Source organism: Vibrio sp. L85 (genome assembly GCF_963871815.1).
Lineage (GTDB): Bacteria > Pseudomonadota > Gammaproteobacteria > Enterobacterales > Vibrionaceae > Vibrio > Vibrio harveyi.
The window spans coordinates 16,612-35,370 of the sequence record NZ_CAWMYL010000091.1; the positions used below are offsets into that span (position 1 = coordinate 16,612).

18 protein-coding genes are annotated in these 18,759 nt (G+C 45.3%); 7 read left to right on the plus strand and 11 right to left on the minus strand.

The window, feature by feature from the left end:
- Positions 1-19 precede the first annotated feature (19 nt).
- The 5 genes from potA to AACR11_RS09405 all read left to right on the plus strand — a co-directional run bounded on the left by potA (position 20) and on the right by AACR11_RS09405 (position 5,173).
- A complete protein-coding gene (gene potA / locus AACR11_RS09385) occupies positions 20-1,135 on the plus strand; it encodes a spermidine/putrescine ABC transporter ATP-binding protein PotA (RefSeq protein ID WP_009697791.1) in 1,116 nt (371 codons plus the stop codon).
- Positions 1,116-1,976, plus strand: coding sequence for a spermidine/putrescine ABC transporter permease PotB (potB, locus tag AACR11_RS09390; protein WP_005441590.1), 861 nt, complete (start codon positions 1,116-1,118; stop codon positions 1,974-1,976). Before potA ends, potB begins: the two co-directional genes overlap by 20 nt.
- The gene (gene potC, locus AACR11_RS09395; protein WP_005389180.1) at positions 1,976-2,746 is read left to right on the plus strand and encodes a spermidine/putrescine ABC transporter permease PotC; all 771 of its coding nucleotides are present in this window, start codon (positions 1,976-1,978) and stop codon (positions 2,744-2,746) included. The genes potB and potC overlap by 1 nt, the downstream gene beginning before the upstream one ends.
- Positions 2,747-2,852: 106 nt before the next feature.
- Entirely contained in the window at positions 2,853-3,884 is a 1,032-nt protein-coding gene (locus tag AACR11_RS09400; protein ID WP_005445792.1) for an extracellular solute-binding protein, read from the plus strand.
- Positions 3,885-4,135: 251 nt separating this feature from the next.
- Positions 4,136-5,173, plus strand: coding sequence for an extracellular solute-binding protein (locus AACR11_RS09405; RefSeq protein WP_005445793.1), 1,038 nt, complete (start codon positions 4,136-4,138; stop codon positions 5,171-5,173).
- Between the two features lie 179 nt (positions 5,174-5,352).
- On the opposite strand, the gene cobB is transcribed toward AACR11_RS09405, so the two are convergent.
- On the minus strand, positions 5,353-6,084 hold the full coding sequence (cobB, locus tag AACR11_RS09410) for a Sir2 family NAD+-dependent deacetylase (RefSeq protein WP_009697787.1): 732 nt from the start codon (positions 6,082-6,084) through the stop codon (positions 5,353-5,355).
- 120 nt (positions 6,085-6,204) lie between these two features.
- Here cobB and AACR11_RS09415 point away from each other — a divergent pair, with 120 nt between their 5' ends.
- Positions 6,205-6,387 (plus strand): hypothetical protein, encoded by a 183-nt coding sequence (locus AACR11_RS09415; protein WP_029788464.1) that lies wholly within the window; start codon positions 6,205-6,207, stop codon positions 6,385-6,387.
- Positions 6,388-6,496: 109 nt separating this feature from the next.
- On the opposite strand, the gene AACR11_RS09420 is transcribed toward AACR11_RS09415, so the two are convergent.
- The 9 genes from AACR11_RS09420 to AACR11_RS09460 all read right to left on the minus strand — a co-directional run bounded on the left by AACR11_RS09420 (position 6,497) and on the right by AACR11_RS09460 (position 15,402).
- Positions 6,497-6,913, minus strand: a complete 417-nt coding sequence (locus tag AACR11_RS09420; protein ID WP_005427687.1) for a membrane protein — start codon at positions 6,911-6,913, stop codon at positions 6,497-6,499.
- Complete coding sequence (locus tag AACR11_RS09425) at positions 6,897-7,949, minus strand: formate dehydrogenase subunit gamma (RefSeq protein ID WP_005445799.1); 1,053 nt, start codon at positions 7,947-7,949, stop codon at positions 6,897-6,899. The genes AACR11_RS09420 and AACR11_RS09425 overlap by 17 nt, the downstream gene beginning before the upstream one ends.
- 13 nt (positions 7,950-7,962) lie before the next feature.
- Positions 7,963-8,571: a formate dehydrogenase FDH3 subunit beta gene (gene fdh3B, locus AACR11_RS09430; RefSeq protein WP_005427693.1), complete on the minus strand. Its 609-nt coding sequence runs from the start codon at positions 8,569-8,571 to the stop codon at positions 7,963-7,965.
- A gap of 11 nt (positions 8,572-8,582) precedes the next feature.
- Positions 8,583-11,438, minus strand: a complete 2,856-nt coding sequence (locus AACR11_RS09435) for a formate dehydrogenase subunit alpha (RefSeq protein ID WP_029788465.1) — start codon at positions 11,436-11,438, stop codon at positions 8,583-8,585.
- A 10-nt stretch (positions 11,439-11,448) separates the two neighbouring features.
- Complete coding sequence (locus tag AACR11_RS09440) at positions 11,449-11,649, minus strand: twin-arginine translocation signal domain-containing protein (RefSeq protein WP_005427585.1); 201 nt, start codon at positions 11,647-11,649, stop codon at positions 11,449-11,451.
- 73 nt (positions 11,650-11,722) lie between these two features.
- Positions 11,723-12,355, minus strand: a complete 633-nt coding sequence (locus AACR11_RS09445) for a TorD/DmsD family molecular chaperone (protein WP_029788466.1) — start codon at positions 12,353-12,355, stop codon at positions 11,723-11,725.
- A gap of 9 nt (positions 12,356-12,364) precedes the next feature.
- Entirely contained in the window at positions 12,365-14,026 is a 1,662-nt protein-coding gene (locus AACR11_RS09450) for a 4Fe-4S dicluster domain-containing protein (RefSeq protein WP_029788467.1), read from the minus strand.
- A gap of 310 nt (positions 14,027-14,336) precedes the next feature.
- The gene (locus AACR11_RS09455) at positions 14,337-14,960 is read right to left on the minus strand and encodes a DUF3306 domain-containing protein (RefSeq protein ID WP_029788468.1); all 624 of its coding nucleotides are present in this window, start codon (positions 14,958-14,960) and stop codon (positions 14,337-14,339) included.
- A complete protein-coding gene (locus AACR11_RS09460; RefSeq protein ID WP_029788469.1) occupies positions 14,950-15,402 on the minus strand; it encodes a DUF3305 domain-containing protein in 453 nt (150 codons plus the stop codon). Before AACR11_RS09460 ends, AACR11_RS09455 begins: the two co-directional genes overlap by 11 nt.
- A gap of 327 nt (positions 15,403-15,729) precedes the next feature.
- Between AACR11_RS09460 and AACR11_RS09465 the strand changes: the two genes are divergently transcribed.
- Positions 15,730-16,554: a formate dehydrogenase accessory sulfurtransferase FdhD gene (locus AACR11_RS09465; protein WP_029788470.1), complete on the plus strand. Its 825-nt coding sequence runs from the start codon at positions 15,730-15,732 to the stop codon at positions 16,552-16,554.
- A 284-nt stretch (positions 16,555-16,838) separates the two neighbouring features.
- Here the strand turns inward: AACR11_RS09465 and AACR11_RS09470 are convergent, their stop codons facing one another.
- Positions 16,839-18,431, minus strand: a complete 1,593-nt coding sequence (locus AACR11_RS09470; RefSeq protein WP_005427581.1) for an ABC-F family ATPase — start codon at positions 18,429-18,431, stop codon at positions 16,839-16,841.
- Between the last annotated feature and the right edge of the window lie 328 nt (positions 18,432-18,759).

Sequence of the window (18,759 nt, forward strand, 5' to 3'; positions counted from 1 at the left end):
CGTGGGAGAAATACAGACGTTGAACGCTAAACAGCAAGCAGGAAAGCCAGTAGTTCGTCTATCTGGTATTAGCAAAAGTTTCGATGGTAAGGAAATCATCGGTAATTTAAATCTGGATGTTAATCATGGTGAGTTTCTGACAATTCTTGGTCCTTCTGGTTGTGGTAAAACAACGGTTTTACGCATGATCGCGGGCTTTGAAACGGCAGACAACGGTCAAATCGTACTAGATGACCAAGATGTAACACAGGTTCCTGCAGAGCAAAGGCACGTCAACACGGTATTTCAGAGTTATGCACTCTTCCCTCATATGACCGTATTTGAAAACGTTGCTTTCGGTCTTCGCATGCAGAAAACACCTGCTGCTGAGATTGAACCAAGAGTTATGGAAGCGCTACGCATGGTTCGCCTAGAAAAAATGGCACAGCGTAAGCCTCACCAACTTTCTGGTGGTCAACAACAACGTATCGCGATCGCTCGCGCGGTTGTTAATAAACCAAAAGTACTGCTGCTAGATGAATCTCTATCTGCACTTGATTACAAACTACGTAAGCAAATGCAAATCGAGCTTAAACAGCTTCAGCGTCAACTTGGTATTACCTTTATCTTTGTTACACACGATCAGGAAGAAGCCCTATCGATGTCTGACCGCATTATTGTTATGCGCGACGGTGTTATCGAGCAGGATGGTTCCCCACGTGAGATTTACGAAGAGCCTAAGAACCTATTTGTTGCTCGCTTTATCGGTGAGATCAACGTATTCAACGCAACCATGCTAGAGCGTATCGACGAGAAACGCATCCGAGCAGAAATTGAAGGCGTTGAATCTGTTGTTTACTACGATCAAGCAGCTCAAGCAGGTGAGAAACTACAAGTACTACTTCGCCCAGAAGACTTACGTATCGAAGAGATCAAAGAGTCTGAAGAAAAAGGCATCGTAGGTCACGTAACAGAACGTACCTATAAAGGTATGACGCTTGATTCAGTTATCCAGTTGGATTCAGGCATGCGCGTGATGGTAAGCGAATTCTTTAACGAAGATGATCCAGATGTGGACCACTCACTCGGCCAGAAAGTCGCTATTACTTGGGTTGAGAGCTGGGAGGTAGTACTAAATGATAAGCAAGAAGCTTAATCTTCAGAACGCGATCATTACCCTAATCGTTGGCTGGCTAACACTGTTTGTGTTAGTTCCAAACCTAATGATTATCGGTACGAGTTTCTTGACGCGTGATGAAGCGAACCTAATTGAATTAACGTTTACTTTCGACAACTACCTTCGCCTGCTTGACCCTCTGTATGCAAAAGTGTTGATGCACTCTTTCTACATGGCGATCATTGCAACCTTATTGTGCTTGGTGATTGGTTACCCATTTGCTTACATCGTAGCGAAAATGCCTGAAAAATGGCGTCCGTTCATGTTGTTCTTGGTGATTGTGCCATTTTGGACTAACTCCCTTATCCGTACTTACGGCTTAAAGATTGTTCTAGGTACTCAAGGCATTTTGAACAAGTCGTTGATGGCAATGGAAATCATCGATAAGCCGATGCGTTTAATGTATACCGAAACAGCAGTAATGATTGGTCTTGTGTACATCTTGCTTCCGTTTATGATTTTGCCGCTTTACTCGGCAATAGAGAAACTAGACAACACATACATCGAGGCAGCAAAAGATCTTGGTGCGAACAAGTTTCAAACCATTACACGAGTGATTTTGCCTCTGACAATGCCAGGCATTATCGGTGGCTGTTTGTTGGTTCTACTACCAGCACTAGGTATGTTCTACATATCTGACCTTCTAGGCGGCGCGAAGAACCTACTGATCGGTAACGTAATTAAGAGCCAAGTACTGAACGCTCGTGACTGGCCATTTGGTGCCGCGACCAGTATCGCTCTCACCTTCGCAATGGCTGTGATGCTTTACGCTTACTACAGAGCAGGCAAACTATTGAATAAGAAAGTGGAGCTAGACTAATGGGACGCACAGTTAGATTTAGCTTTATGGCGCTGGTATATGCATTTTTGTATCTGCCAATCATCGTCTTAATTGTTAACTCATTTAATGCCAACAAATTTGGTATGAAATGGGGCGGTTTCACCACGAAATGGTACGAAACCTTAGTAAATAACGACAGCCTGATGCAGGCTGCATGGCATTCATTGAACGTAGCGGTATTCTCAGCGACAGCAGCAACCATCATTGGTAGCTTGACGGCTGTTGCCCTATTCCGTTACTCGTTCAAAGGTAAAGGTGCGGTAAACGGCATGCTGTTTGTCGTAATGATGTCTCCAGATATTGTCATGGCGATTTCATTACTTGCTCTGTTCCTTGTATTGGGCGCACAGCTTGGCTTCTTTACTCTATTGATTGCTCACATCACCTTCTGTCTACCGTTCGTTGTGGTAACAGTGTACAGCCGCTTAAATGGCTTTGATGTGAAAATGTTGGAAGCTGCAAAAGACCTTGGTGCAAGCGAATGGGTTATCTTGAAACAGATCATCCTTCCTCTTGCTAAACCAGCGGTTGCTGCAGGTTGGCTATTGAGCTTTACGCTGTCTTTGGACGACGTAATTATCAGCTCGTTTGTAACAGGCCCAACATACGAAATCTTGCCATTGAAGATTTACTCAATGGTTAAGGTGGGCATTTCACCGGAAGTGAACGCCCTAGCAACGGTCATGCTGATTGTTTCTTTGGTTCTGGTAGTAATTTCTCAGTTGCTAGCAAGAGAAAAAGTGAAGTAAAATCCGCACCCGTTAACATCACGAAACAGAATGGTTACATGCCATTCTGTTTTTCTATCTATCGTCCAAAATTAATTGGACAACGTTTGGTTTGGAGCTAACGTCAATGAAAAAATGGGCTACTCTATTAGCTGGTAGTGCATGTGCGCTTTCTCTGTTCTCTGGTACAGCGGCAGCGAACGATAAAGAATTGGTATTTATGAACTGGGGTCCTTACATCAACAGTAATATCCTAGAGCAATTTACCAAAGAAACTGGCATTAAAGTGATCTACTCGACTTACGAGTCGAACGAGACTTTGTATGCAAAGCTAAAAACTCATAACCAAGGTTATGACCTAGTGGTACCTTCTACGTACTTCGTAGCGAAGATGCGTGACGAAGGCATGCTACAAAAGATCGATAAGACTAAGCTGAAAAACTTCGGCAACCTAGATAAAAACTACCTAGACAAGCCTTACGATCCAAATAACGACTACTCTATTCCACACGTTGTTGCGATTACAGGTCTAGCGGTTAACGCAGACATGTATGATCCAAACGACTTCCAAAGCTGGGCTGACCTATGGAAGCCAGAGCTAGAAGGTCAAGTAATGCTGATGGACGACACTCGTGAAGTGTTCCACATTGCACTACGCAAACTGGGTTACTCAGGTAACTCTACGGATCCAAAACAAATCGACGAAGCATACGCAGAACTACAAAAGCTAATGCCAAACGTTCTAGTATTTAACTCTGACAACCCAGGCGCACCATACATGTCTGGCGAAGTTGGCGTTGGTATGCTTTGGAACGGTAGCGCAGCAGCTGCTCAAAACGAAGGCATGAACCTGAAACTAGTATTCCCTAAAGAAGGCGGCATCGGTTGGGTTGATAACTTCGCAATCTCTTCTGGCGCGAAGAACGTAGAAGCGGCTCACAAAATGATCGACTTCCTACTGCGTCCAGAAATCGCAGAGCAAATTTCAGCGGACACGGGTTACCTAACAGCGGTTGCAGAATCTAACGCTAAATTCAAAGATGTTGCTCCACTGTTTCCTTCTCAAGAAGACCTTGACCGTGTTGAATGGCAAGACTCTGTTGGCGACATGACAGTGAAGTATGAAGACTACTTCCTGAAGCTAAAAGCGGGTCAATAATCTGATCTTGCTTAATAAGCCATCTACTAAATGAAAATAGGCAGCAATACGCTGCCTATTTTTGTAATTGACTGATATAATTGTATGTTGCTAGGTTTATTTGACTCGAGTTCAAGCATTACGTTCTATTTTGACCCTAATGCTGGTTTTCGTGGCTCAGATAAACAGGATTGTGCTTATCGCAATTTGGCTCAAATCGTTATTTGTTACTAGTATTGATTTGTCCTGTTGCTGAACAAAACGGAAAACAAATGAAAAGTAAATTCTACGCAAGCGCACTGTGTGCGGCGACGCTAATCGCTACCCCTGCAATGGCTGCTGATCAAGAACTGTATTTCTACAACTGGTCGGAATACATTCCAAACGAAGTTCTTGAAGACTTTACAAAAGAAACTGGTATCAAAGTTATCTACTCTACGTACGAGTCTAACGAAAGCATGTACGCGAAGTTGAAAACTCAAGGTTCTGGTTACGACTTGGTAGTACCGTCTACCTATTTCGTATCTAAAATGCGTAAAGAAGGCATGCTGCAAAAGATCGACAAAGAGAAACTTTCTCACTTTGCTGATCTAGACACTAACTTCCTGAACAAGCCGTTCGACCCGAACAACAACTACTCTATCCCATACATTTGGGGTGCGACCGGTATTGGTATCAATGCTGATATGCTAGATAAGTCTTCTGTGACTAAATGGGATGACTTCTGGGATAGCAAGTGGGAAGGTCAACTAATGCTAATGGATGATTCTCGCGAAGTATTCCACATTGCATTGACTAAGCTTGGTTACTCACCAAATACCACTAACCCAGACGAGATCAAAGCCGCTTACGAAGAGCTGAAAAAGCTAATGCCGAACGTATTGGTATTCAATTCAGACTTCCCAGCGAACCCATACTTAGCAGGTGAAGTATCACTTGGTATGCTTTGGAACGGTTCTGCTTACATGGCTCGTCAAGAAGGCGCGAACATCGATATCATCTGGCCAGAAAAAGGCACTATCTTCTGGATGGATAGCCTCGCAATTCCAGCGGGAGCTAAGAACGTTGATGCAGCTCATAAGATGATCGACTTCCTACTACGCCCTGAGAACGCAGCTAAGATTGCACTAGAGATTGGTTACCCTACTCCAGTGAAAACAGCTCACGATCTACTACCGAAAGAATTTGCTAACGATCCAAGCATCTTCCCACCACAAGAAGTGATGGACAGCGGTACATGGCAAGACGAAGTTGGTGAAGCTAGCGTGCTTTACGATGAGTACTTCCAAAAGCTAAAAGTAGACAACTAATCAGTCTGTCGAAATAGTTTAGAAAAGCGGCTTCGGTCGCTTTTCTTGTATCTGAAGTTCGTGCTTTGCATCTCAATCTACATTGCTCGAATTACAAAGCGGCAGAATACAAAGTTTCAAGATACAAAAAGGCATCGAATCACTCGATGCCTTTGTTAGATTTTGGGGTTAACTCTTTTTTAAGCGCTAGGTTCGTTTTCCAGAGCAAGAATCTCGTCAACAAGCTTCGGTACTTCGATGCTTGCCTTACCGTAACGCTTCTCTTCAAACTCACTCTCGACGGCACTTGGCTCTAAATTAATTTCAATCGTATGTGCACCGTGCATCTTTGCATCATGTACAAAACCTGCGGCTGGATATACCACGCCAGATGTACCAATAGAAATAAACAAGTCTGCTTCTTCCAATGCCGCGTATATCTCACCCATACGCAGTGGCATTTCACCAAACCAAACAATGTGTGGACGCATTTGAGCAGGAATCTGGCAGCAGTGACATAATTCGCCAGTTTCAATGTCTTCTGAATGCTCGATGACTTGATTAGATTCACTACAACGCGCTTTAAGCAATTCACCGTGCATGTGAATAATATTGGCGCTACCGCCTCTCTCATGCAGATTATCAATGTTTTGAGTAATAATAGTCACTTTACCTTCCAACTGCTCTTCTAGGCGCCCTAGCGCGATATGAGCAGCATTAGGCTTGATATCTTCGCCCTGTAGTTTTTTTCGACGTTGATTATAGAACGATTGAACAAGATCGGGATCGCGAGCAAACCCTTCGGGTGTTGCAACGTCCTCAATGCGGTGATTCTCCCAGAGACCATCTTGAGCGCGAAATGTTTGAATACCAGACTCAGCCGAGATGCCAGCGCCAGTAAGTACTACAATATTTCTATAAGGGAAATTCATAACCTATCCTTGTTGTTCTTTTTCATTAGCTTAACACCGATAGAATAACAACAGTAGTAATATGGATTAGACCATGGTCGTAGTGGTCATGATTAGAATGATAAATTGAGAGGCAAAGCAATGAGAGGTGTATCTCTTGTCCTTATCTTACTGGGAACTTTGGCTGGCTGTCAGATCACCAATATTGAAGGTGAGGTCGATGACGTAAAAGTCAAAGTGAGCACCAATGACAAGGATAATGACCACCCTGTTCATGGTGGTGATTTCTGTCCGCCGGGACAAGCGAAAAAAGGAAACTGTTAAATCAGTATTCCCTGTAAAGACGATATAAAAAACCCTCGAACTGTGTCGAGGGTTTTGCATGTTTACAAACTGTTTTTCTCTGGCTTTCTCTTCAATAAAGCCATTGAATTTACAGGTTTGGACCTGTAGACGGTCTGTGCGGCATGTTATTGCGCAGTTGGTTCATACCCTGGTACATGCGTAGGAACCACACAAGAATTGCCAACGCAGCAAACAACATACCAATCCAAGGAATAAAGTACGCAACAGAGTCTAGCAACGTACTATGCATCCAGTAATCACTTACACCAATCAACACACCATTTGATGTTGCTACCGTTACAATCAGAACAACAAAGAATGTCAGGTACAGGAAGAAAGTACGAATCAAACCGTAGTAATGCGAGTTCACTACGTCGCTGTCTTCGCCTTTATCCAAACGGTACCCAGCGTAAATGATTGCGACAACGCCTGAGATCAAAAACGTAAACGGGGTCAAACAGCTCAGGATGTACGCAACCCAAATCCCGTTATGAGGTTTGTTCATTCGCTTTTGCTCCTTTTGCTTCCGTTTGTACCGTATCTGTTTCGCCCATCGCTTCTTTGGATTTCACTTCTTCATACCAAAGATCGTGGTGCTCTTTCGCCCATGTCTCGTCAACTTCACCAGTGACCATCCCCTCTAGCGCACCTTCCATACCGAATAGACCGATGTAGATGTGGAAGATGAAACCACAGATTAGAATCAGTGCCGAAATCGCGTGAACAAGGTTAGACAACTCCATATGGCGACGAGTCTGACCGAAAATTGGGAAGTCCAGAATTAAGCCACTCACTGCAGCGATAGCACCAAAGAAGATCAGCAACCAGTAGATCGCCTTTTCACCACCGTTTGAGAAGCCAGCCGATGGGTGCGTGCCTTTATGTTTACCTACCATGCCGCCCATTTTCATGAACCAACGGATGTCTGTCATGTTAGGGATAGATTTGCGCCACCATTTCAGTAGAACAAACATCAGCAAGATGAAGAACAGCGGACCCATGTAGTTATGGTACTGCTTCGCCAACATGACGATGAAGCCCCAGAACTCAGTCGGCACGTACGGTTTTAAGAAGTGCTTACCGTAAACCAGCATCAAACCACTGAATGCTAGCGTTAAGAAGGTAAACGCCATGCTCCAGTGTAGTGCGCGGTCTAGTCGAGACCAGCGTTTCATCTTCTTGCCAGTACGTGGCTTGCTTAGCATCAGAGGACCAACGAATACGTAAGCCATGATAACCATTGCGATACTGCCGAAAATTGCGACAGCGCCCGCAGGAGACATCCATTTCTCTTTAAGAATGTACCAAGTCTCACCCGGAGTACTGATCAGCACACCGTGTTCCGCTGATTTCGACGTGGTATAGCCTTCTTGCCCCTCTTTGACCTGACGCCAAAAGTCTGCACCTGCAAGTTGCGTCATCTCCTGTTGTACCACTGGAGATGTGTCTTCTTGCGCAGACGCTGGCATCGCAAAGGTCAGCAGTAATGCTGTCATCATCGACAGCATTACAAGAGACGCACGTTTAAGAGTATTTAACATGTGTCTCTCCTACTTAGCTTTTAGTTGCGTCGTAAGAAAGATCGTTACCGTCTGTCCAACCTGCGTTTTTCGCACCGCGCTCAACCACACGTTGACGGAAAATGTCAGAAACTTTCTCTGCATCACCCGCTAGCAGTGCTTTTGTTGAACAAAGTGACGCACACATAGGTAGCTTACCTTCAGCAATACGGTTCGCGCCGTACTTCTCACGCTCTTCTAGAGAACCTGGTTCTGTGTTTGGGCCACCTGCACAGAAAGTACATTTGTCCATTTTGCCACGCTCACCGAACGATGCTTGTTTCGGGAACTGAGGCGCACCGAATGGACAAGCGAACAGACAGTAACCACAACCGATACAAAGATCTTTGTTGTGAAGGACGATGCCATCTTCTGTGTGCTCGAAACAGTCAGCTGGACAAACCGCCATACAAGGCGCGTCTGTACAATGCATACAAGCTACAGAGATTGAGTTTTCGCCTGGTTCACCGTCGTTCAGTGTTACTACGCGGCGACGTTGAATACCCCACTCAAGCGCATCATCGTTTTCGTTCTTACATGCAGTAACACAGCCGTTACACTCGATACAGCGTTTGGTGTCACATAGGAATTTCATTCGTGCCATTGTCAGACTCCTTACGCTTTACGAATGTTACATAGGGTTACTTTAGTTTCCTGCATCAAAGTAACAGGGTCGTAACCGTAAGTGGTTGCCGTGTTGGCTGCTTCACCAACAACATAAGGATCCGTACCTTCTGGGTACTTAGGACGTAGGTCTTCACCTTCGAACTTACCGCCGAAGTGGAACGGAATGAACGCCAGACCCGGTTTAACACGACGAGTGACCATCGCTTTCACCTTGATGCGGCCTTTCTCTGCGCCTTCAACCCAAACGTCATCGCCATCTTTGAAGCCAAGATCGTTTGCGTCTTTCGGGTTCACTTCAACGAACATTTCTTGTTGAAGTTCAGCAAGCCATGGGTTTGAACGAGTCTCTTCACCACCGCCTTCGTACTCAACCAAGCGACCAGAAGTCAAGATGATTGGGTATTCGCCGGACTTGTCTTCTTTCTGGATAGACTTGTAAAGCGTTGGTACACGGAAGATTGCTTCTTTGTCGTCCCAAGTTGGATAATCCGTTACAAGGTCACGACGAGGCGTGTATAGCGGCTCACGGTGTAGCGGTACGCGGTCTGGGAATGTCCAAACAATCGCACGCGCTTTAGCGTTACCAAATGGGATACAACCGTGCTTGATTGCTACGCGTTGGATACCACCAGACAGGTCAGTTTTCCAGTTTTTACCTTCCGCTGCAGCTTTTTCTTCAGCCGTTAGGTCGTCCCACCAACCAAGCTGTTTGATTAGCTTGTCAGAGAACTCTGGGTAACCGTCTTTGATTTCACAGCCTTTTGAGTAGCTATCTTCAGCAAGTAGGCTTTGACCTTCAAACTCAACACCGAAACGCGTACGGAAGTTACCGCCACCCTCTGCAACCGTCTTCGACGTATCGTACAGAATGTGTGTGCCTGGGTGTTTCATCTCTGGCGTACCCCAACATGGCCAAGGTAGACCGTAAGTCTCACCATTCACAGGACCACCTTCTGCCTCTAGAGACGTCTTGTGGAATGTATGCCAGTTTTGTTGGTGCGCTTTTAGACGCTCCGGGCTTTGACCTGTGTAACCGATGGTCCACATGCCTTTGTTGAATTCGCGCGTGATGTCTTCGATCACTGGCTGGTTGTTCTCAACACGGATGTTTTTGAACAGCAGATCTTCATAACCTAGCTTCTTAGTTAGCAGGTACATGATTTCGTGGTCAGGTTTAGATTCGAACAATGGCTCGATAACCTGATCACGCCACTGAAGTGAGCGGTTAGATGCTGTCACACTGCCGTGTGTTTCGAACTGAGTCGTTGCAGGAAGCAGGTAAACGCCGTCAGTACGATCATTCATTACCGCTGCGACTGTTGGGTATGGGTCAACAATAACCATCATATCCAGCTTTTGCATCGCTTTCTTCATCTCAGGACCACGAGTCTGAGAGTTTACTGCGTGACCCCAGTAGAACATGGCGCGGATGTTTTCACGTTGACGAATATTGTCTTTGTTTTCAAGAACACCATCCACCCAACGAGATACAGGGATACCTGCACTGTTCATTGGTTTTTGACCACCGTAAGCGTTGTCATCGAAACGACCTTTCACCCACTCGTAATCGATTTCCCACACTTTTGACCAGTGACGCCATGAACCTTCAGATAGGCCGTAGTAGCCTGGTAGCGTGTCAGATAGTACGCCAAGGTCAGTTGCGCCCTGTACGTTATCGTGACCACGGAAGATGTTTGCACCGCCGCCCGATTTACCGATGTTACCTAGCGCAAGCTCAAGTACACAGTAAGCACGTGTGTTGTTGTTACCAGTCGTATGCTGAGTACCACCCATACACCAAACGATACAACCCGGACGGTTTTCAGAAAGCAGTTTCGCTGTTTGGTAAACTTCAGACTCGGGAACGCCAGTTACGCGCTCAACTTCTGCTGGTGTCCATTTAGCTACTTCTGCACGGATTTCATCCATACCGAATACGCGTTGACGGATGAACTCTTTATCTTCCCAGTTGTTCGCGAAGACATGCCATAGCACACCCCAAATAAACGCAACGTCAGAACCTGGACGTAGAGACACGTAGTGATCCGATTTTGCAGCGGTACGAGTACGACGAGGATCCGCAACAACGATCTTACAGTTGTTCTTCTCTTTCGCGATTAGGATGTGCTGCATCGCTACAGGGTGCGCTTCTGCAGGGTTTGAACCAATGAACAGCATTGACTTACAGTTGTGCATGTCATTGAAAGAGTTGGTCATCGCACCGTAACCCCAAGTGTTTGCTACACCTGCTACGGTTGTTGAGTGACAGATACGCGCTTGGTGGTCAACGTTGTTGGTACCCCAAAGCGACGCCATCTTACGGAACATGTACGCTTGTTCGTTGTTGTGCTTTGCACTACCCAACCAGTAAACGGAATCTGGACCCGACTCTTTGCGGATGTCCATCACCTTGTTACCGATTTCTTCGATCGCTTGCTCCCAAGAAAGCTTCTTCCACTTACCGTTTTCAAGCTTCATTGGGTATTTCAGACGACGCTCACCATGACCGTGTTCACGCAGTGCTGCGCCTTTTGCACAGTGTCCACCAGCGTTGAATGGGTGGTCGAATGCAGGCTCTTGACCTGTCCACACGCCGTTTTGAACTTCAGCGTAGATACCACAACCTACAGAACAGTGAGAACAGATGGTACGTTTTACTTCTGTTTTCGCTTCTGGATCCACCGATTTAGCTTGTGCTTTCTTCATCATGCCCGGTGCAAAAAGACTTGCACCTACAACCGCACCACCAGCAGCAAGCGAGGTGTTTTTCATGAATGCACGGCGAGAAACGCCAAGCTGATTGGTTTCTTTGCTCACACTGTCGGAGCGTTTGACAAGTTTCATCCGTTATCTCCTAAAGTGTGTCGTAGTAATCGCGAATGTGTTGAGTTTCACGATACCCTTTCTTCTTCACGTCTTTTTCAGAAGGCTCAACCGTCTCTGAAGCGCTTGCCACTTTTGTTGTTCCAGCGACAACCGCACCAGCTACGGCTGCAGTCGTTAAGCCTTTCAGGAGATCCCTACGGCTTGTGTTTATTTCTTTATTATCTTTCATCATTGCTTCCTTACCTTACGGTAGATCTTTGGAGGCTATTGCCCCTCTATCGATATGACCAAGTACTGCTCGATTACTCGTAATCAGTGACGTTTTTCACATCAATTTTTAATTTGTGCTTACTGCTTTTGGTGTTCACGCTAAAGCGCACTTGTTCCAGTGTTAAGAACGCCTCACACAGTTGAGCTGCTGGCTTATAAAAGTTCGCGCTCTCTGCGTTTTCTAGTTGCTGAGTGAAAGAGTTAAACCAAGGTGCGATGTGTTTGTTAAACACCGTTTGTTGAAGATCTTCTTCTTCACCCGTTAGCATCGACATCACTTCGCAAAGTGCCGCGATGTGGTCTTCCGGCTCTTTCACATTTTCATCGCGCTCGAAACCAAGCAGTTCCAAATCGTGACGAATTTCAGCCAGTGGTTTTTCCATCATTGCGCCTGTCATGTGCCATGAGCCAAACGGCATCACTTCACCACGACCGATACCAATGAAAAGATCTTGATATTCATCTTCTAGCGCTTCGCGATTGGAATCTTTCGCCGCTTGCTGAAGCGCAATCCATGCTTTTTGCATTGCGCTTTCTGATGGTTCAACTTCTAGAGAAGTCAGGAACTCGATCATCTCCTCACTTGGTGCGCTACGGAAAAGCGCTGACAAAACCAAGTAGATCTCTGTTCTCAGTGTTTGTTCTTGTTCTCGTTGTGTATCCACTGCGAGCTCCTAGTATTTCAGTTGTTTCATTGGGTCTTCTGCCATCGACTCAAACATATCGATCACACGGCAGTCTTCACACATTGCGATACGATTGATCGCCGCTTCATCGGAGAAATGAGAGTGACCGCGTAACTTGTTTTGTAGCATGTCGATCATAGACTGAGGTGCGAATGGCTTATGACAGCGAACACATTCCGCTGCTTTCTCTTCGTGAATCACAACCGCTTTTTGGCGCTCTTCTTTCACCCAGTTCATGCGTGGCGTTAGAGTCAGCACGTTCTCTGGACATGCCTTCTCACACAAACCACATTGAATACAATCTTGTTCAACGAATTTAAGTGATGGAGATTCACCACCAGTATGAAGTGCACGTGTTGGACAAACCGCCACACAGCTCATACACAACGTACAATCTTTGCTCTCACAAGAAACATTGCCGTAAGGCGCGTTCGCAGGCAGTTCAACAATGTTCTCAACCGGAATACGAGAAGAAGACATCGCATCCAGCGCAGTAAACAGACGTTGACGCTTGTTACCTTGAAGATCGCCAAGGGCAAGGTCGAACGAATCTGTACATAGTGTTGGAGGACCTTCACGAAGCGATTCCAAGTAAAGGATATCGATGGTTTCTTTTGCGATACCAAGTTGATCCAATAGCTCTTGCGCGATACCCACTTCGTTGTTCAGAACACGAATGATGGTTGCAGGCATAAAGCGAGAAGCCGCAAATAGTACTTGCGTCGCGCCATTAACTAGAGCAGCGAACCATGTATCGATACCGATAGAAGGAAGCTCTTCAACCACAATTGGAATCACGTTATCTGGTAGCGCTTTCAGTGCCATCACATTGTAAGTCTCGTGGCGAGAACTACAGATAAGAACGATAGGATCCAGACCGCCCGCTTGCTCGTAGTTCGCTAGCGTGCGTTCAATGAATTTTTGCGTATCCTCAGGATTAGGTAGCGCGTAATGAATCGCTTCTGTCGGACAAGCCGTTGCACAAGTACCCACGCCCTGACATAGGTATGGGTTAATCTCGATGCGATGACCCGTTTTATCACTGCCTTCACTTGATAGCGCGCCAGCAGGACAAGCATCGACACAACGCTCACAACCTTTTACGCCACGAGAACTGTGTGCACATAGATCAGTGTCCAGACGGAAGAACTTTGGCTTATCAAACGTACCCATTAGTGTTGGGATTTCTTCTAGCGCTTCTGCCAGTTTTGGATAACCGCGCCCTACTGGGTAGTAACCCGGAACAGGAACCTCTTCTGACATACAGCTGCTTAGACAAAGATCGAGAACAACATCGAAACAATCACTATTAATAGCGACTTTTGCTAGGTTGCTTGTTAGACCGTTATTTTCGATAAGCACTTCAAACGTACCTAGGAAACCAGAAACCTGAACAGAGTTTGCAAAGTACAGTTCTGGACTGGTGCCTTTCTCTCCGTCTGTAGAAAGAAGTGTCAGGCTGTTCATTTGAGATAGCTGCGCGGCTGCACTCTCAATGATGGCAGTCGGTCCAACAATCAGTGTATTACCGCCACTCTCGTAGCTCACCGTTGGTGGAATAAGGTTGGTCAACTCTACGGTATTCTCAAACGCATACAGACGCGCTTTACCGTTATTGGAAGTTGCTTGTTCTAATAGTTGTTTCAACATTGCTCAGTTCCATTTATACGCATGGATAGTTTCTTCCATCTTTCATTGTAGTTAGCGCAGGCGATTCTGCTGATTAACTCGTCAGTAACTACCCCTTTTAGGTAGTCCCACCCGGGTTATCACTGCCTGTTGGGCAAATGGTCTAACTTCAACAAGAATGGGAATGAGCAACAGATAGCAAATGTCGTGCCAATTAAATATCAACTAATTTTCAATAGGTTAGCTATTTATCTTAGAAATTGTAGGGATAAAAAAACCGACTGGGACATTTTGTCTCAGCCGGTTCATTGAGCGTTTAGTCAAAATGTACCTATTCTTTGTGTGGTATATTTTGTCCCACCTCTTCAGGGGCTAGTTTTGTCTCTAGAATATCACTTTCATTAGATACTGTATTTATATCCAGTTCTTTTTGTTCTTCGGGAATTTCGGCACCTTCAGCAAGTTCTACATCAGCCGATTCAATATCACTTTCTTCATGAGATTCTGTTGATTGTGTCGTTTCTTCTGCTGGTTCTTCTTCCGTTTTCTCTTTCACCCAATCACGAAGTGTTTCAGCCACCCCTTCAGAAAGCGACTTGAGGTTACTGTAATCATCGTCGTAATCATCCAAACCATCGCGAACGTTAAACTCTTCTGACAAGAACATCTTACGCAGTGCGGCTTTCTTAACGCTCTCTGAAGCCTCAGACACTAATAGCTGCGCTACGGACATCTCTTCAGGATCAGTAGTTTCGTTTGATGCCTGTTGAGATTCAGTCTCTGTCGCAGAAGCCTCAATAGCCAATGCTTGCGCTTCAGTGCTTAATTCTTCATGAGCTTGTGTGGTTTCTGCTTCAGTAGATTCAACAGACTCCACGACCTTAGCGTCTGTAGGCTCGGTTGTGGTTTCTTCTAATTTACGTTTCGACCAACGGCTAAAAAAACTAGTTGCCATTTGCTCTGCCCGCTCCTTTGCGTTTCTTACGTCTTACTTCTAACAATTCACCGTGGCGCCCAATAAAGGCTTCCATCCAAGCTTGAATAGCTAACGGCATATCATTAGATAATACTAGGTTATCGCCATCCATATATTGCGCAGCGACAGTTTGAGACGCCGTAAGCAATTGAATCGTCGGTGTATCACCAGAGTCGACATTGTCCATAACCAAGAAAAGCTTTGGTTGTTGCGAGCTCAGGTTAAAGCGGTAATCGGTGCGCTCGTCTTTGTGCAATTGCAGCAAGCACACATGTTGAGTGTCTTTGGTTGGGTTAATTTCAAATCCCGTCAGTTGCCATTGGGTCGTAACCCAAATACCGGTACTGATCTCATGCTCTACAAGATCCACGCCTATCGACCATGAATCTTCATTTTTCTCGAACTGTTTCTTATCCGACATAACTCACCCAGTTTGTTCTATGTTGGCTTTAAGACAGAAAAGGACATTTTGTACTTTGCTTTCAACCATTTTAGCGGTACAAAGCAATAAACGCGCCAGATTAAGCCTTACCTTCGCTAAGCTCATAAGTTCAAAACTAGTAGAAATTCAAATTAGCACCTGTGTCATTGCTGCGATATCGCAGAATTAATCCAGAATCGAAGCAATGCCTCGCAATTTTCCTTATAACAGCTATTTTGGAATGAGAATTGCTTTGTTGTAGCGTTAAGACGAATAGACCCATTAATGAGAGCGTGTATCGGCTCTCTCATTCATTAGGACATGACTGTGGTAAAACCAAACATTATTAAAACCAGTGAAAATCCCCTACAGACCATCGAAGTAGAAGTGTTTGACGAATACGGTGAGAAGCTAACTAAGCAAATCGCCTGTGAGCGCCCTCTTACGGTGATGTTGAACTGGAAGGAAGTCGTTACGCTAATGACGCTTGGCTCTCGTCCTGAAGCGCTTGTGTTGGGTTATTTGAAGAACCAGAGCTTCTTGTCTGATCCTGAAGCGATTGAATCGGTCATTATTGACTGGGAAACGCACTCAGCTGCGGTTATCACCAAAGAAAATACTGAGCACTTAGAAGGCGCGCTGAAGAAGAAGACGGTGACGTCTGGTTGTGGTCAAGGCACTATGTATGGCAACGTGATGAAGCAGCTTGAAGATTACCAAGTGCCACAAGTGCCGCTGAAGCAATCTGAAATCTACGCGGCGCTTGAAGCATTAACGCATTACAACGATACCTACAAAAAAGCGGGCGCTGTGCACGGCTGTGCCGTGTGTAGAGGCAACGAAGTGCTGTCTTTTGTGGAAGATGTTGGTCGTCACAACGCAGTTGATACGCTAGCGGGTGAAATGTGGCTTAATCAAGAAACGGGTGAAGATAAAATTTTCTACACAACGGGGCGCCTTACATCAGAGATGGTGATTAAAGTAGCGCAGATGGGTATCCCTGTTTTACTTTCTCGCTCGGGCGTAACTCAAATGGGTTTGGATCTGGCGAAAAAGTTTGGCATCACTACTATCGCTCGTGCGAAAGGCTTACGTTTCCAAGTCTTCACTGGTGCAGAGAAGATTGATTTTGACGTGAAGGGAAATCAATAACTCATCATTAATTCACCAAATGAGTTAGACTTAAGTCATCATGTGGATTCACAAAGGATGTGAACTATGAACAACGATCAGCTGTGGAATTATCTACTCACCCCAAGCGGCATCATCGTTTCGATGATCATTACCTTCGGGCTCGTTGGGATTTATGCTTATCTAATGAGGCAATTTAAGGATTGAACGCCACAATATAGCGCTAGCAAAGCATTAGCACTAACACAGAATAGACATAAAAAAAGACCTCGCAATGAGGTCTTTTTCTTTATTCGGAAGAAGGATTAGCCTTCGATACCACGAGATTTAAGGAACTCAGAGTAAGTACCTTTAAAGTCTGTGATTTTACCATCGCGGATTTCGATGATGCGTGTTGCTAGCGAGTCTACGAATACACGGTCGTGCGATACGAAGAACAGTGTGCCTTTGTACTGCTCTAGTGCTGTGTTCAATGATTCGATCGATTCCATGTCCATGTGGTTGGTTGGTTCGTCCATTAACAGCATGTTTGGTTTGTGCATCATTAGCTTACCAAGCAGCATACGACCTTGTTCACCACCAGACAGTACTTTTACTGACTTCTTAATGTCATCTTGACCAAACAGCATACGACCTAGGAAACTACGAACCACTTGCTCGTCATCGCCTTCTTGACGCCATTGACCCATCCAATCCGTTAGGTTTAGGTCTTCTTCGAAGTCGTGTGCGTGGTCTTGCGCGTAGTAACCGATGTTCGCGTTTTCAGACCATTTGAACTCACCTGTACGTGGTTCTAGTACACCAGCAAGCGTGTTTAGCAAGGTTGTTTTACCCACACCGTTCTCACCGATGATTGCAACGCGCTCACCAACTTCAAAAATCGCATTGAAGTTAGCAAACAGGTCGTCTTCAAAACCTTGGCTTAGGTTTTCAACAATCAGAGCGTTACGGAATAGCTCTTTAGACTGCTCAAAACGAATGAATGGGTTTTGACGGCTAGACGCTTTTACTTCGTCCAGTTTGATCTTGTCGATTTGCTTAGCACGAGATGTTGCTTGTTTTGCTTTCGATGCGTTTGCAGAGAAACGTGCAACGAACGTTTGTAGCTCAGCGATTTGTGCTTTCTTCTTCGCGTTGTCGTTTAGTAGACGTTCACGAGCTTGAGAAGCCGCAGTCATGTACTCATCGTAGTTGCCTGGGTAAACACGTAGCTCACCGTAATCCAAGTCAGCCATGTGCGTACATACTGAGTTTAGGAAGTGGCGGTCGTGCGAGATGATGATCATTGTACAGTTACGTGCGTTTAGCGTGTCTTCCAACCAACGGATAGTGTCCATGTCCAAGTTGTTGGTAGGTTCGTCAAGAAGCATAACGTCTGGGTCTGCGAATAGAACCTGCGCTAGAAGCACACGAAGTTTCCAACCCGGTGCAACTTCACTCATTAGACCGAAGTGTTGCTCCATTGGAATACCTACAGCAAGAAGAAGCTCACCCGCTTTTGCTTCTGCCATGTAACCGTCCATTTCCGCGAACTGAACTTCTAGGTCAGCCACTTTCATGCCGTCTTCTTCGCTCATTTCAGCAAGTGAGTAGATACGGTCACGCTCTTGCTTCACTTCCCATAGCTCTTTATGACCCATGATTACTGTATCGATTACAGTGAATTCTTCGTATGCGAACTGGTCCTGGTTCAGTTTTGCAACGCGCTCGTTTGGATCGTAGCTTACGTTACCACTTGTTTGTTCAAGCTCACCGCTCAGGATTTTCATAAAGGTTGATTTACCACAACCGTTAGCCCCAATTAAGCCGTAGCGGTTACCTTCGCCGAACTTAACTGAGATGTTTTCAAATAGCGGCTTAGCGCCAAATTGTTGAGTAATATTCGCTGTGGAAATCAAAACCTTTACCTTAGCAATTCAAGTTTATTGGGAAAAACCGCGCAACGTTACTGCTTAAGGCTACACACTTCAAGTTTTGTTTTTATTAATTAATGAGAAAAAGCACTGTTTAGCGAACTGATTTTTGAGATTTGGCTAACATAAACCTTGCTAAATTTAAGTGTTCTCACTCTAACCGACTCAAAACTGAGACATAAATCCGTCATGACTAACCATTGACATACCCCATGAAATTGGGTTTATAGTGCGTCCCCTTTTATCAATTCCGTACGTTATTCCTTTATTAAGCGTCAGTCTCTATTAAAGAATCGAAACTAAACGTACGGTC